Here is a 14684-nt window from a genome sequence, read left to right on the forward strand (position 1 = left end):
TCTAAGATGTGTATATGAGAGCCGTTAGTGCTTGTCCATTACACGGAATCTTTGCCCATCGAATCTTTGATTTCAATCCACTTACTTTGAACTTTCGTTCCTGCTTCGCCCATTTTTTCAATCGCATCACCCGTTTGGGACTTTACAACATGAACAAGCCCACAACTTTTATCTTTCGCTACTTCAAAGCCTTCCTTTAAATCTTCTCTCATCTCTTTGCCCGTCTTAGGTGTTGTTAGTAAGGCTACAGTTGCTCCAATGATGCCACCGATTACTGCACCGACTACAAACTCGCCTACATTCATTCCTTTTTTCTCGCTCATCTTTGCACGCCTCCAACTATGATTGATTTCGATTTTTCCATTTACGTACTAATTCTAATCCCAATCCCATATACGATACTGCATTTCCGATCGTACCCCTATGGCTTTGTACACTTTCCACGATCGTATGCGAAACACGATCTATCGATTTTCCGAGGTTTTGAATGTTGTCAAATACTTCTTGGGTTTGTGCTGCTTTATGTTGGACATCTGCTACAAGCTCATTGGCCCCATGAAGAGCTTTCTCTGTTTCGGTAAGCACTGCCTGAACCTGAGGTTGTAAATCCTGGATCGTTTTTTGTATGGTTTGCAAGGACGATGTCGCCTCTTCCAAACTAGATGAAGCACTTCGTAATGTTCGATTCATGGTAATCAGTGTGCGGATTATGTAAATCACTAGGAGTAAGAAGGAAAATGTTGCTACACCCGCACAAATTTGATAAATCATCGTGAATCCTCCCCATTTTACATACCTTAAAGATGGTTGGAACAGACTAAATATAGGACATATGTTCAATCTTGATCATACCACAGTTCGCGTAAATCTATGCAAGGCTCTTTAATATTCTTAATTTTCTTTGTCTAGTTTGTGAAATTATCTACGAGTATAATAAGGAAGTGGCATTTTTAAAATGGGGTGAATGATGTTGAGTGATCAAAAAGTGATCGTTGTAATGAAAGGAGACCAGACGGGTCAAGAGCTTTTAGATGAAGCTCTTCGCGTACTGGATCCAAACGTAATTGGTCTAGACTTAGAATTCCAAGAGTTTGATCTGAGTTTAGAAAATAGACGGGCAACCAATAACCAAGTCGTCCACGATGCGGCAAAAGCGATGAAACGAACTGGTTATGGAATAAAGGCAGCTACCGTTACTCCTGAGATAAAAGGAGACGTGGGCTCCCCGAATGCGATTTTACGCCGAGAAATTGACGGCAAAGTAATCATCCGTACGGGTCGTCGTATTCCTGGAGTTCGTCCAGTAGCAGGTACGTACTCTCCAATCTCTGTTATTCGTATGGCAGTCGGAGATGCATACGGCGCGAAAGAATGGCGTGAAGGAAGCGGTTTAGACGAAGTCGCTTGTCGTACTGAAACAATTGATCGTAAAACCTGCCGTGCTGTAGCTGAGTTCGCTTTTATGCATGCAAAGAAAACCAAAGCAAAAGTATTTGGTGGTCCTAAGTATACAGTTAGCCCTGTGTATGAAGGCATGTTGAAAGAAGAGATGGATGAAGCAGCAAAACGTTATCCTGGCGTTCGCTACGAGCCCCAATTAATTGATGCAACCTATGCATTATTGTTGAACAATTCGGGTGATCCGATGGTAATTCCTGCTTTAAACCGTGATGGGGATTGCTTGAGTGACTTGGTTCTTCAAATGTTTGGAACCATCGCTGGCTCTGAATCGATCCTCATGAGCTTTAATGACAACTTTGAACCTGATATTGTGATGGCGGAAGCTCCTCATGGAACAGCTCCATCCTTATTTGGAAAAAACCTTGCCAATCCGATGGCTATGATTTTGGCAGGAGCAGCAATGCTTACTTATATGGATGACCCACGCGCGACAAATGCTTCACGTGCGATCTATGAAGCCACGATTGAAACGGTAAAAGAAGGCATCCGCACCTCAGATTTAGGCGGAAGTGCTACGACAACTGAGTTTACTAATGAAGTAATTCGTAAAGTACAAACGAAAATTGAAGTGTGGAAGACGTTAACTGGTTTTTAAGTGATGATTCCACTTTTCATAGAAAAACAGGCCTAGCTGTGTGTAGCAGTAGGCCTGTTTCTTTGTTGTCTAATCTATTGAGCTGTGAGTAGATACATTGCCCCTAGTCAGTTTCCATTACTGATTAGATCCTTGTGGGTGCTTTGGTTTCTGTTCTGGTTCCTGCTTCTGTTGCTTTTTTTCAGCACGTAGCTTTGTAAATAATTCTTTTTTCGCTTCCTTTAGTTTTTGTTGATCGACGTTTAGTTTGGTGGCTACGTCTTTCCATTTGTTATCACTTGTTTTTAGCTTGAGTACATCTTCTAGTTTCTTGCCACTCACTTTGGAGAGAACGGAAGCTTTCATTAACCCTTTTGGATGAACTTTGTATTTCTCGTTTAATCCTTTTAGGGTGCTGGTGCTTTCTCCTGTGTATTTGGATAGTACTTCATACACCATGGTTGGATTTTTGAAGAAACCAAGCTTTTTACCGAAATGGGGAGCGATTTTCTTCATTTCGGGATGAATGTCTTTCCATTCTAGCTTATGAGCTGTCATGACTTGTTTCCAATGGCCTAGCTTGTCCTTCTCAGCTATTACTTGGGCCAAGGTTTGATTCGTTTTCTTGGCAATGACTGCACCCAAGACTACGTTTTTTACACCGATTTTGGAATCTTGGGCGAGCTTTTGTACTTCTGCCTTCGGAATTCCTAAGTAGGTACTAACCTTACTCGAAATCTGTTCTACACGCTGTTCTTTGGACATCTTCTCTTTCTTCTCAAGTCCTTGGTGCTCTCCAGTTTTCGCGCCTGGCTCATCGGCAAACGCCCTCTGGTTGGATATAAATACCCCGCCTACTAGTAAACCCATGGATAAAGTAACAACTAAAAGCTTCTTTTTTAACATTGTTTTCTCCACCTTTCATTTTGCTTGCTACATAGTGTAACCAAAATAGTTGGCATTAATTGGTTCTGTTTTTGGTCTTTTTTTGATCTCTTAGACAACAAAAAGAAGCAAACAGCAGATGTGCTGATTGCTTCTTTTTGTTGTTGATTATCTCTTCTTTTTTTGTGGTCGAATGCTTTTTTTACCTTCTAAGATGTCCATTCCGATCTGTGGGTTGTTTTTGACATTCTCTGCAAATTGGGTAAGTTCCTGAGCATCGACATCTGCTTGTGTGACTTTCATTAGGTATTGAATAACAGCTGGCATGCCGCCTTTATCGTATATCTTCTTCGCACCTTCTAAGATCTTATTTAATTGTTGCTCACTGAGAACATTGTGCCCCATGATGTTGTTGATCATTTTTACTAAGCTTTGCATCGATGGTCCCTGACTCATAGGTCCCCCTCCTATCATGATTCTTCTTTACTGTATGAATCCGCTCATTGCTCGGTCACACTCTATTTCCTATCTCCAGCCTATTTTTCTATCGAATCGATAAATGGACATTCCTGATATCGAATTCTTACATATGGTAAAAAAGGATCTATCTATCAAAGGCAGGAGCGATTATACATGGATAGCTGGCGTGCTCTTCTCTTATTTCTATTACTGGTGCCGACAATCTTCGTATTTGTCCTCTCTCTCTGAGCTTCTACCTAATTTCTCGTATACAGGCTCATGCCTGTACACGAGAACCTCGAGGCGCATACAGTAAATTAGCTCAAGAGATCACGAGAAACCAAAAACTTGTCAAGCCGATCGAGTACAACTGCAAACTGTTCTCTTCAGCAATCTAAACAAATAGGAGGGTGTTACATGGGTGCATATGCAGGTGGATTTGGCTGGAGAAGCCTTCTCATCTTCTTATTAGTTACAGCTACGATCTTCGTATTTGTTTGCGGTGGATTTGACTGCTAACTAAATAAATAAAGAAAACAACATTACTAGTTTAGGGAGGTGAGATCTATGAGCGGCTGTGGAAGCTATGGTGGCGGAGGATTCGGTTGGAGAAGTCTTCTTATCTTCTTGCTCGTCGTTGCTACCATCTTCGTCTTTGCATGTGGATGGGGCGGTGGTTACAGAGGTTGCTAATTAACTAAGAAAGATTACCTCTTAGATCGGAGGTGAAATCTATGGGCGGCTGCGGAAACTATGGCGGCGGAGGATTTGGTTGGAGAAGCCTTCTCATCTTCTTGCTTGTCGTTGCTACCATCTTCGTATTCGTTTGCGGATGGGGTTACGGTGATGATTATAAATGCTAACTAATTCTTATAATCATCGACAACCTTTAAGGGAGGTGAGATCTATGAGCGGCTGTGGAAGTTACTATGGCGGTGGTGGATTCGGCTGGAGAAGCCTTCTCATCTTCTTGCTTGTCATTGCTACTATCTTCGTATTCGTTTGCGGATGGGGTTGCTAATAACGAATAACATCTAAAAAGGATGCGTCCTCTCTGGCAGAGGGCGCTTTTTCATATGCAATAGTCTATGTTGCACAAATAAAATAAGACACCGATAACAGTGTCTTATTTCGTATGAATTCGTAATGTACCTTGTTTCCGATCCATAATTTGTAGCAGCATATGATATTCTTCTAATAACATTAACTCCAAAAAACGTAAGTCTTGTTTCATCTTCTCGTGGGAGTGGTTTAAACGTGTAATCTCAGACTGTACCAATCCGACACGTTTTTCAAGTTGTTCCATATACTCTAGCATCTCTTGTTTATTCAACCGTTTGGATGGACCTTGTTCTGCGATAGTTCTCACCTCACCCTGCGATCACTGATATATCTTATGATGAGGTGTCCCTATCTGACTTCCCATCTGTCACGGGAAAATCAAATTTCATCTCCGAAAAAAACTTTGCAAATGCAGGCTGTTGTTGAATCTCACCCACTAAATGTAACAAATCCTGATACCGCTCCTGCAATTCTTTTTGCGTAAGTTGTTCAGACTGTTTCTCTAAATCAGCCGAGGATCTGTTATCACGTTCTAATGCTTGAATCTCTTGATCTAGATACTGAATTTGTTTCTTTAATTGTTCAACATGGTTCTTCTTATAAAACCATTGTCTCTCCACTTCCACTAACGACTCTCCAATACGAGACAATGATTCAAATCGAGGACGTCTCTTCCGCTGGAGCTGTGTATATACTCGTTGCTTCTTCGCATCCGAATAGGACTCTGGATCTTGTTGGCGCAGTACTGCGTTCCAACGGAACCCACACGCACCCGCCGTACGACCCATTTTCTTGCCCACTTCATCAAATGCATCTAATTGACTACCACCACTACTTATAGACTGCAATACTCTCTCTCTCAAATAATGATCTTCTTCTTCCGTCCAACGTCTCCCTTTCATTTCAGTCCTCTCCTTCTATAAAACATCATCCACCTAGGCTTATCACTTTTCTAGGCTCTTATATATGTATTTAGTCGGAAAGTGATTCAATTATGTAAGAAAACAATAAAAAAAAGCCCAAAATAGGACTTGTTATATCGAAAGTCGTTGAGCTATCTTATTTCTGTCTCTTGTAACTCTTTTGAAGTAGGCAATGAGCAAATCGGAATGGCAAATTGGGCCATCTCTTCCACAGATATTTGCTGTATATCATCAGGTAAACGGTCTAAGCACATCTGCAACCATTCTAAAATACACGTAATCTGTACTCTATCATTTTCTGGGGCATAAGGCGTTAAATAGCGTAATGCCGAAGTGGAAAGCTTTCGTACTCCGCGAACTTTTCCACGCTCTAACTGATGGTGAATCGCCGCAATTTGAATCAATCCGTGATAAAAATCATTGGATCTCTGCGTTTGCCATAAATCCTCTAACGCTTCATGGGCTTCCCAATACTCTTTGGCATGATATAAGTCAAAAAATCGGAGATAGAGTGGATCAAAAGACATCCGTACCCCCTCCTTTTTCTATAGTTAGCAAATTTCCCCCCGTTATTGTAACAAATAAAAGAGACCAGGTACAGACTTCCATCCTGGTCACATGAAAGAGGGTCAAGATTAAGGAGTTAAAAGAAGCATGGTAAGTAACGTAAGCAAGAAGGTCAACCTTACCTACGGGGAACATCTTAACATAACTATCGAATTTTGTCGATATTTCAGATATTTAGCATCATCATTTATGATAAAATTCACAACCCAGTTCATTCTAGAACTGGGTTGTTTTCATCTATGTCGTTTTCTGCTTTAATAACCACTCTACTCTTTGCAATTGATGCTTTATATAAATATTCTTCTTATCCTCTTTCAAGGCTTGTTTATAGTGATGAATCGATTCAGCAAATCGCCCTAATTCGGCTAAGATCGAAGCACGTCGCTGATGGATCCAGGGTTCGTCTTGTAAGTAGCGTAAACCGATTTCTAAGTGTAGCTCTGCTTGGCTCTTTTGACTTAGCTTCCAATAAATCTCTGCCAAGATGGTATGAGCGTAGGAGTCTTTTGGATCGAGCTCTAATCCTTTTAGGACTAGTGATCGTATATGAGGAATCGAATCATCATGGTCCATGCTCAGTAAAAATCGTCCATACTCGCGATACCCTTGAGCAGAGACGGGGTGAAGCATGATATTGGTACGATAAACGGATTTTGCTCGATCCCATTCACCCGTAAGCTCTAGGATATTAGCATATAATAATTGACTCTCTGCATCCGTAGGGTCCAATTGTAATGCTTCCTCTACTGCTTCCATCGCAAGTCCATAATTCTGCTTCCGTAATTCTAATTGAGCTAGTTCTAGATAATCTGTACGAGATGGTTCGCCTTGGAGATTCTGTTCCAATCTCGATTTAATGCGTTTGTATTGACTTGCAGGAATCCGAATGCCACGAATCCATAACAGTGATGAATCTACAACCGAATTTGTCATCACGTATTCCCCCTCGTCTCGTCTGTAACATTTACAAGCCGCTCGTATCATCGTCCCTTTTATTGTATCATTTCATCGATTCAATAGAAAAAAGAAAAACGAAACTCCTTTTCGTTTTTCTCTTACCGATCATTATGCACTAAACAACCGAAACAATCTTTTTCCAAATTCGGATACAGAGAAAGATTTCTTTTTGCCGTTTTGATCAAGATATAGTTTTTTTACGTATTCAATCATCCACTTGGGAATTTTCATCCCCCGAATCAATGGATAAAATTGCCGATATCCTTCTACCAAGTGATCCCACCGATAATCATTTCCAGGAATCACATACTCTGATATATCGATCAGCTTTGCGCGACCTTCTTGGAGAAACACATTTTTCAAGTGGATATCCCTTGGATTTAATCCAACAGATCGCGCATAGGAACGGGCTTCGTCTACATCCTCAAGCACTTGCTCTGGGATTTCAACACCTTGTTCCAAGCATTCTAATAAGGTCAATCCAGATTCATAACTTAAGATAAGATAGTTATCTTCACTTCCATAGCATTTAGCGAAATAGGATGATTCACCTAATTGTTGATAAGATTTCCATTCGTTTTCTTTTTTCCATAACCGATCGGGATGAAACAATTTATAAACTACAGAAGTATCCCGAGGATCTTGCACCACAATCGCGTCTGTTCCGGTACCGATCAGACGAAGTTCGGGTGGAATACTAATATCTGTAACGGGTAGGTTTTTTGGGAAAACGCGAAACGATACTTTTTTTAATAAGGCCACGGTCGTCGTAATGGACATGGTCCCTCCCTAACGATGTACTCCCATGCAAACTTACTCGCTTTGATTTGCTTGCTGGAGTAGAGTAACTTCCTCCTGGGTCAACTCTCGATATTCTCCCAAATCAAGAGAGGGATCTAACTCAAGAGGCCCCATGGAAATCCGCTTAAGATACGTTACCTTTTTCCCTACTGCTTCAAACATCCGCTTTACTTGGTGAAACTTTCCTTCTGTAATCGTAAGCTCAATCTCGGATAACATTCCACTGGTTAAAATCACTAATTTCCCAGGCAGTGTCTGATATCCATCTTCTAACGTAACTCCCTTCGAAAACGCCTCAATATCTTCCTCTGTAACCACCCCGTCTATCTCAGCATAGTACGTTTTCGCCACATGCTTTTTAGGCGATAACAAGTGGTGAGCCAGTTTTCCATCGTTCGTTAGTAGTAGAAAACCTTCCGTATCTTTATCCAGACGCCCCACAGGGAACGGATCAAAACGCCGGTATTTTTCATCGATTAAGTCGATGACCGTCTCATGTTGATGATCCTCCGTAGCCGAGATCACACCTGCTGGCTTATTCATCAGTAGGTAGACCCACTCACTATAAAAAACCCGTTCATTTCCCACAAAGATTTCGTCTTGATACGGATTCACATGGGTTGAGGGATCCTTCGTTGTTTGCCCATTTACGCGGACTAGCTCCTGTTTACAAAGCTTTTTTATCTCCTTGCGTGTTCCAAATCCACTATTAGCAAGGATTTTATCTAAACGGGATGTTTTTGTTTTACTCATATTGTTCTCCTAACTACTTGTTGACTTCATTTTAGCCTAGCTTGTATATCTGATTGTAACAGAGAAAAAGCCAACTAGAAAATATATTCTAGTTGGCTTGTAGTATTTGCTTCCGTAGATCGATTGATTAATACTGGCTAAACCTATAACTGCTATAAAGCCTGTCCCGGGGCATGTATCTGACCACACATCTAAGGTTTTGATTAATGACTAATTACCAACTAACCAATCGCCTTATTACTCTGCTTCCCATTACCCTGTATCAAACCAGGAATCGCATTATACACACCTAAACTAATCACCGTACCAACAACCGCCTTGATCACATCCCCCGGTATAAAAACAAGCAACCCCAGAACCAGATTTTTCCCATAAGGCACATTCATATAACTACAAAACCAGACAAATCCGACCAAGTGAACAACCACGACCCCGCCCAAAAGATAGGCACCTAAAACATGCCAATACTTCGGCTTCTGATCTCGTCTAAGCTTTTCGATAAAGAGTCCAATCAGATACGTTGCGAGAGGAAAACACCAGATATACCCACCCGTTGGTCCAAATAGAGTGCCTATGCCACCTTTGAAACCGGCTAAAAGAGGTGCCCCCACAGCAACAAGTGCAATAAAAACAAACATACTAATCGTGCCTAAACGCTTCCCTAATAAAGAGCCAGCCAACATGACAATCAAGGTTTGTAGAGTAAAAGGAACCCCTGTAAAATCAAGCTTAATCTGTCCCCCAATCGTCATAAGCGCTACAAACATAGCGCATAAAGTCATCTCTCGAATCGTTAAAAAAAATTTATAAGCCATGATGATTTCTCCTCTTCTGATGAACTTTTCTATAAAATCATAATAAGAGAACGAGGCATTGTCAACTTAGCATAAAATATAGTTGACAATGCCTCGTTCTCTTATATTCAAACTTACAAAAGCACCCTTTTTAATCCCCTTGTTCCATATTCACAATCTGTTTCTTCCATTCCCCAACTCCTTCAGAAGCGTGAAGCACGACTACGGGGACAATGTCATCTTTGGTTGGATCTGATAAGCTTAAGGAAACTAGCTTAGCATCTTGATATAAATAGGCAAAGTCGAGTTTCTGAGATTCCGTTTTCGTATTTAGTTGGTTTTCTACTTGCTGAAGCTTTTTCGTTAATAATTGGAGACGATCGACTATTTTCTTTTTTGTGTCTCGGTTCAATTTATAGTTAGAATATTGCTCCATGATTTGGGAGTAGGACTCTGTCATCTCGTTTACGATCTGGCTACCACCTAGTTGGGTATAGGTTTCAACATACGTTTTTGCCTCTTTATCCTCGATATAGTTCATATATAGAACTGTGCCTAAAATCGAAACGGCTATTAATGCTAGGGCTGTTCCGCTTTTACGAATGAATTGTTTCATCCCCATTCCTCCCGTATCATCTTCCTCTACTTCAATATATGGACAAACGTTGCAAGTTATGATGAATCCCTCATTTTCTAGTTATCAGCCTGTACCGGTAATGATTTTCAATCATAAAATGATTGGAGGAGTAGGATTAGAGAAACGGGAGTGATCATCGAGATGCCATCTAAAAAAATGCAACGATCATATACAAATCGACTAGCTGCTCATCATCCTTCTAACTATTTTGTGCGACTCATTCGCTCTGTACGAAAAGGAGTTGTTGCGATCCAGACGGAAGATGCCCCTACTACTAACCATCGATTTAACATGATGATGGAGCAACCGAGACGACAGCAACAACAACCAGAACAGCAATTTGGAAGTGGCTTCATTATTTCACGTAAGGGATACATTCTAACAAACTACCATGTCATCCAAAACGCAAACCGAATTCATATCAAACTAGATGGCATTCGTAGTCCAGTAACAGCACAAGTCGTTTGGTCAGAACCGAAAAAGGATCTCGCCGTACTACAAATCAAAACATCTCATCCGCTCCATGCGTTAAAACTAGGCGATTCCACCCAAACGCAAGTCGGAGAATGGGTACTAGCAGTCGGCAATCCTTTTGGCCTAGAGCAAACCGCCACCACGGGGATCATCAGTGGAAAAAATCGTCCCCTCCAATTATCGAATCGATACTATCATAGTGTGATTCAGACCGATGCTCCGATCAATCCCGGCAACAGCGGCGGTCCACTTATCAACCTTCACGGTCACGTAATCGGCGTAAATACACTTATTATCTATCCATCTCAATGCCTTGGTTTTGCAATCCCGACAGAAAATATAAAACCATTGATTAAACGCTATCTCGCTGCTTAACCAGAAAAAGACTAGTGATCACACTGGATCCTAGTCTTTCAGCCTGCTTATTTCATTTTTAATTAGTCTTGATCATACCCATCTGCTATCGTAGCTGGTGCATCATCAAATACGATATAGTCGACATTTATATTTAGATACATTTGATCTTTCCCGGTTTGACGATCCTTAACAAGGATAAAGTCTCTTCCTACTTCACGTAATTTTCCGGTTACTTGCCGCGCATTCCACTGTTTATTATTTTCAAATGTGAGATACACCGTCACTGTCTTACCTATATTTTTTTGCAGTAAGTCCTCAGAATAATAACGCTCTGTTCTTTGTTGAATATTCCCTGCTTGCGAAACATTACCACCATACTGATACTGTTGATATGGATATTGCCAGTACATAACCTCCTACCCCTTTTCCCTTTGCTAAGTAAATACTCTAGGACAATCAGCTTCTGTAGGAACAAAGAAGCAATGAGCCTTAAAGCGACCACTACCTGCTTGGTTATACCACGTTGGTGGGCATGCTCCAACTGGCCTAAAAAACCACAAAGCATTTCGAGCAGGATCGATCCGCCTTCCATTTACCACATCTTGGGCTAGGCGAATATCGCGGTCTCTAGCTGCTTGATAGAAATATGGTTTCTGGGTAGATTCGAATCCTCCAGGATTTTGGAACACCATCTGTTGAATGGTACGGATATTTTTGAAGTCCAAGCAATTACTTCGAATTCGATTAACTCCTACATTTCCTACCATCAACATACCTTGTTCGCCTTCTCCTTCAGCTTCTGCTCGTAATAATCTAGCTAATAATTTAACTTGTTCCGAGTTGGTGCGAATCACGGCCATGTGATCACCTCATGCATAGCCTATGATTCCATTCAATCAGATAGAACATAAAAAAGATGACTCCATCATAGAAGTCATCGGGTTCATGTAATAGACGAGTCCGTATAGGCAATCTTTCCATTCACAATCGTAGCTAATACATTTGCATCTCGAATTTGCTCAGGTGTACATCGAGTGAGATCACGATCTAGAATCGTAAAATCTGCATACTTCTGGGGCGTAATCGATCCGCGTTCATGTTCTTCACCTGCTAAGTAAGCACTTCCGAGTGTGTATAATCGGAGGGCTTGTTCAGCCGTTAGTTTTTGGGATTCGTGGTAATCTGAGTGATCCGCTGGATGATGATTTCGTGTCATAGCAGCGTACATGCCAAGAAGCGGCGATAATGGCTCTATAGGCGCATCACTGCCCCCAGCACACGGGATTCCTGCTTCAATCAATGTTTTCCAAGCATAGGAAGTAGTTAATCGTTGTTCCCCAACCCGCCCCACTACCCATGGAAAATCGCCTTGTACGAATATAGGTTGTAAATCGAGGGCAATCTTCGCATTTTTGATTCTTTCTATCATAGAGGATTGCAAAATTTGGGCATGGATTAGACGATGCCGAGGTGGTTCTTCCGTTCCGTATTTTCGCTGGAGTTGTTCAATGGTACGGATTACTTGGTCGGCCGCGGCATCTCCGATCGCGTGAACGGCGATGGGATAGCCTCTTTTTCTGGCATGTTCTGCGAAGTGAAGAAGCTGTTCATCTGTATGGATGGAGATTCCGTTTGTCTCTGGATTATCTGCATACGGCTCCTGTAACCAAGCCGTCCAGCTTCCCAGTGACCCATCAGAAAATAATTTCATCGCTCCGATGCGCATCCATTCATCCCCACCCTGAAAATGCAATCCCAGTTCTTCTAGTTGGTCAAAGTGTGGCTGGTAAATGAGCTGGTGCGTTCGTAGATAGGTTCCTTCTTGGCAACATTCACGATGAATCTGAATTAAGTCGGATACACTTTCGATAAAACGTAAATCCTCTGTGTGGACCGCTGTGAGTCCATATTGTAACGCCAGTTCCATCGCTTGTCGTATCGTGGATTTCTTCTGTTCATAGGTTGGTTTAGGCTGTGCTTGGTGAAATGGGAGTGATGCCTCTTCGTAAATTCTCCCATTCCATCGTCCTTCTGTGTTTCGTCCGTAGGCTCCTTTTTCTGGTTCTTCTTGATGGGGACGCACTCCTGCCAACTCTGCTGCCCGCCCGTTAGCGAGGTAGCTATGGAAGCAGATTCGACTGAGTAATAAGGGTCTGCCTAGTGAGGATTCGTCTAATTCTTCGAGTCTAGGGAGTTCATCCAGCATCGATTCCTGCCACCCTTGCCCTACGATCCATTCATCCATTGGGATCGTCTCTGCTCGCTCCCGGATCAATCGAAGCATCTCACCCTTTGAACGAACCTCTCGGAAGTCGATCATCTGTAGCTTTTGTCCTACTAGTGAAAGGTGCATGTGACTATCAACGAATCCGGGGTATATGTAGGCTCCTTTGCAGTCTATTCTTTGTACCCCAGCTCTGTCGTACATATGGCGGATATCTTTCTTAGTTCCGACTGCAATGATTTTCCCATTTTCTATGTAGATGGATTCGGCTTGGGGGATGTTTGGATCGAGTGTGGTAATGATGCCGTTTTCTAGGATTATGTGTTCCATTTGTATCCGCTACCTCCTACTTTGAATAAATGAGTTTATAAACAATGTGTTAATAGCAAACCCGGGGCATGTATCTATTCTACTTTCACTTATTGGTTAATTGGGAGGCTGACTGACTAATCTGTGTCAGGGAAAATTTTTTATACCAGTTCTCAGTTCTGATTCATCAAATCTGCCTCTAAGATATCACAATATCAGCCGGTTCTTTAGGCCGGACATGTTCTAAGTAATAATCTTCTGCTGGCCAATATCGCCGTATGTACTTGGCACGTCTGTCATCGAGATCGCCAATATAAGTGTCTCGCTCCAATACCCTATCATTACGAATATCACGGTCCATATCTAAATAAATCACATAGTCAAAAAAGGAGCGCCATTCTTCTCGTTGTAAGAAAATCCCTTCCACAATCACAAAATTTTGTGGAGATAGTCGAACATTTCGAATTACGTACTCGTCCAACTCCTTTTGGTAGTACTCGAGTTGAATAGTCTGCTCGATTGGTTTACGAAGCTCTTGTAATAAATGCATCCATCGTAAGCGATCCCATTGTAGATAATAGTACTCACGCCACTCTGCCTCTCCGGTATCATATCGCTGTTCTCTTGGTACGATGTGATCGTCCATGTGAATAATGGTAACAAGGATGTTTCGAAGCCGACACAGATCTTGCAATTGTGCTGTAAGAGTTGTTTTTCCTGATCCGCTCAAACCATCGATTCCTAATAAAAATGGTTGGCTCGAATGATATTTCTCGAGACATCGATCCAAGATTTGTGATGCTCTTTGAGTTAGCGTCAATGTTGTTCTCCTTCCGTTTTTCCAATCACATCTTCTAAAATAGCACGCTCCACTTCCGAATAAATAATGGGTTCTGTAAATCGTTTCTTATCCACTTTGTTATAAGTATCTCGTAATCCTTCTAGCAAAGAGAATCGAGGTTGAATTCTCAGCTGCTGTTTCAGTTTATCGCAACTCCCAAAGAGAGAAGCATCACGAAACGGGAACCATTGCCTTGCTTCAAATCCAATATTTCCATCTATCAACTCCATTTGAGGCTCTATCCCTACCGCTTCCGCACAAGCCTCAACCCATTCCTTTAATGTCACAATCTCGTTCCCAGCGATATTATAAATCTGACCAAAGCTTTTTTCTTGTAACATGCATCGTTGCAATCCTTCTACTAAGTCATCAATGTGGCCAAATTGGATGAACGAGGAACCGTTTCCAGGGATGATAATGGGTGTTCTTTTCAGTAAACGGTGAAACACATACGTCTCTCGATCCAGATTATTCCCAGGTCCATAGATATAAAAAGGGCGGAATATCGTCATTGAAGTGAACCCAAAAAGTTAGACACGAAGTTTTAAGCAATCTGCAGGGTATGTGTTCGGTATTGAACCGGACTCATGCCCTTTAGTTTTATCT

At 41.7% G+C, this 14684-nt stretch carries 21 protein-coding genes; 4 read left to right on the plus strand and 17 right to left on the minus strand.

All coding sequences use genetic code 11. From position 1 onward, the window contains the following. Positions 1-38: 38 nt before the first annotated feature. Positions 39-323: a YtxH domain-containing protein gene (locus EDD57_RS11045; protein ID WP_131849504.1), complete on the minus strand. Its 285-nt coding sequence runs from the start codon at positions 321-323 to the stop codon at positions 39-41. Between the two features lie 16 nt (positions 324-339). Continuing rightward, positions 340-771 (minus strand): DUF948 domain-containing protein, encoded by a 432-nt coding sequence (locus EDD57_RS11050; RefSeq protein WP_131849505.1) that lies wholly within the window; start codon positions 769-771, stop codon positions 340-342. Positions 772-997: 226 nt separating this feature from the next. Between EDD57_RS11050 and EDD57_RS11055 the strand changes: the two genes are divergently transcribed. Next, positions 998-2056: an isocitrate/isopropylmalate family dehydrogenase gene (locus EDD57_RS11055; RefSeq protein WP_243649524.1), complete on the plus strand. Its 1059-nt coding sequence runs from the start codon at positions 998-1000 to the stop codon at positions 2054-2056. 117 nt (positions 2057-2173) lie between these two features. On the opposite strand, the gene EDD57_RS11060 is transcribed toward EDD57_RS11055, so the two are convergent. Both EDD57_RS11060 and EDD57_RS11065 read right to left on the minus strand, forming a co-directional pair. Then, positions 2174-2941, minus strand: coding sequence for a hypothetical protein (locus EDD57_RS11060; RefSeq protein WP_131849507.1), 768 nt, complete (start codon positions 2939-2941; stop codon positions 2174-2176). 147 nt (positions 2942-3088) lie between these two features. Next, positions 3089-3376, minus strand: a complete 288-nt coding sequence (locus EDD57_RS11065) for a hypothetical protein (RefSeq protein ID WP_131849508.1) — start codon at positions 3374-3376, stop codon at positions 3089-3091. A 570-nt stretch (positions 3377-3946) separates the two neighbouring features. Between EDD57_RS11065 and EDD57_RS14640 the strand changes: the two genes are divergently transcribed. Further along, the gene (locus EDD57_RS14640; RefSeq protein WP_207896825.1) at positions 3947-4072 is read left to right on the plus strand and encodes a sporulation protein YjcZ; all 126 of its coding nucleotides are present in this window, start codon (positions 3947-3949) and stop codon (positions 4070-4072) included. Between the two features lie 41 nt (positions 4073-4113). Beyond that, a complete protein-coding gene (locus EDD57_RS14980) occupies positions 4114-4242 on the plus strand; it encodes a hypothetical protein (protein WP_279388958.1) in 129 nt (42 codons plus the stop codon). 263 nt (positions 4243-4505) lie between these two features. Here EDD57_RS14980 and EDD57_RS11070 read toward each other — a convergent pair whose 3' ends face one another. The 8 genes from EDD57_RS11070 to EDD57_RS11105 all read right to left on the minus strand — a co-directional run bounded on the left by EDD57_RS11070 (position 4506) and on the right by EDD57_RS11105 (position 9852). Then, entirely contained in the window at positions 4506-4748 is a 243-nt protein-coding gene (locus tag EDD57_RS11070; protein WP_131849509.1) for a hypothetical protein, read from the minus strand. A gap of 25 nt (positions 4749-4773) precedes the next feature. Then, on the minus strand, positions 4774-5343 hold the full coding sequence (locus EDD57_RS11075; protein WP_131849510.1) for a hypothetical protein: 570 nt from the start codon (positions 5341-5343) through the stop codon (positions 4774-4776). A 152-nt stretch (positions 5344-5495) separates the two neighbouring features. Beyond that, positions 5496-5891 (minus strand): DUF309 domain-containing protein, encoded by a 396-nt coding sequence (locus tag EDD57_RS11080; protein ID WP_131849511.1) that lies wholly within the window; start codon positions 5889-5891, stop codon positions 5496-5498. A gap of 277 nt (positions 5892-6168) precedes the next feature. Next, positions 6169-6864 (minus strand): tetratricopeptide repeat protein, encoded by a 696-nt coding sequence (locus tag EDD57_RS11085; protein WP_165873779.1) that lies wholly within the window; start codon positions 6862-6864, stop codon positions 6169-6171. A 132-nt stretch (positions 6865-6996) separates the two neighbouring features. After that, a complete protein-coding gene (locus EDD57_RS11090; RefSeq protein WP_131849513.1) occupies positions 6997-7668 on the minus strand; it encodes a serine/threonine protein kinase in 672 nt (223 codons plus the stop codon). A gap of 33 nt (positions 7669-7701) precedes the next feature. Next, positions 7702-8442, minus strand: coding sequence for a pseudouridine synthase (locus EDD57_RS11095; protein ID WP_131849514.1), 741 nt, complete (start codon positions 8440-8442; stop codon positions 7702-7704). A gap of 221 nt (positions 8443-8663) precedes the next feature. Further along, a complete protein-coding gene (locus EDD57_RS11100; protein ID WP_131849515.1) occupies positions 8664-9257 on the minus strand; it encodes a biotin transporter BioY in 594 nt (197 codons plus the stop codon). Between the two features lie 130 nt (positions 9258-9387). After that, positions 9388-9852 (minus strand): hypothetical protein, encoded by a 465-nt coding sequence (locus tag EDD57_RS11105; protein ID WP_131849516.1) that lies wholly within the window; start codon positions 9850-9852, stop codon positions 9388-9390. Between the two features lie 162 nt (positions 9853-10014). On the opposite strand from EDD57_RS11105, the gene EDD57_RS11110 reads away from it, so the two are divergent. Beyond that, complete coding sequence (locus tag EDD57_RS11110; protein WP_131849517.1) at positions 10015-10722, plus strand: S1C family serine protease; 708 nt, start codon at positions 10015-10017, stop codon at positions 10720-10722. 62 nt (positions 10723-10784) lie between these two features. On the opposite strand, the gene EDD57_RS11115 is transcribed toward EDD57_RS11110, so the two are convergent. The 5 genes from EDD57_RS11115 to EDD57_RS11135 all read right to left on the minus strand — a co-directional run bounded on the left by EDD57_RS11115 (position 10785) and on the right by EDD57_RS11135 (position 14590). Beyond that, positions 10785-11114 carry a spore coat protein GerQ gene (locus EDD57_RS11115; protein WP_131849518.1) on the minus strand — a complete coding sequence of 110 codons (330 nt, stop codon included), beginning with the start codon at positions 11112-11114 and terminating at the stop codon, positions 10785-10787. Positions 11115-11138: 24 nt separating this feature from the next. Further along, positions 11139-11564: a cell wall hydrolase gene (locus tag EDD57_RS11120; protein ID WP_131849519.1), complete on the minus strand. Its 426-nt coding sequence runs from the start codon at positions 11562-11564 to the stop codon at positions 11139-11141. Positions 11565-11647: 83 nt separating this feature from the next. After that, positions 11648-13258: an amidohydrolase gene (locus EDD57_RS11125; protein ID WP_131849520.1), complete on the minus strand. Its 1611-nt coding sequence runs from the start codon at positions 13256-13258 to the stop codon at positions 11648-11650. Positions 13259-13436: 178 nt separating this feature from the next. Further along, the gene (locus EDD57_RS11130; RefSeq protein WP_243649523.1) at positions 13437-14057 is read right to left on the minus strand and encodes an AAA family ATPase; all 621 of its coding nucleotides are present in this window, start codon (positions 14055-14057) and stop codon (positions 13437-13439) included. Further along, complete coding sequence (locus EDD57_RS11135; RefSeq protein ID WP_131849521.1) at positions 14054-14590, minus strand: NAD-dependent epimerase/dehydratase family protein; 537 nt, start codon at positions 14588-14590, stop codon at positions 14054-14056. Before EDD57_RS11135 ends, EDD57_RS11130 begins: the two co-directional genes overlap by 4 nt. Between the last annotated feature and the right edge of the window lie 94 nt (positions 14591-14684).

The sequence above is a fragment of the Baia soyae genome (genome assembly GCF_004341445.1).
GTDB lineage: Bacteria > Bacillota > Bacilli > Thermoactinomycetales > Thermoactinomycetaceae > Baia > Baia soyae.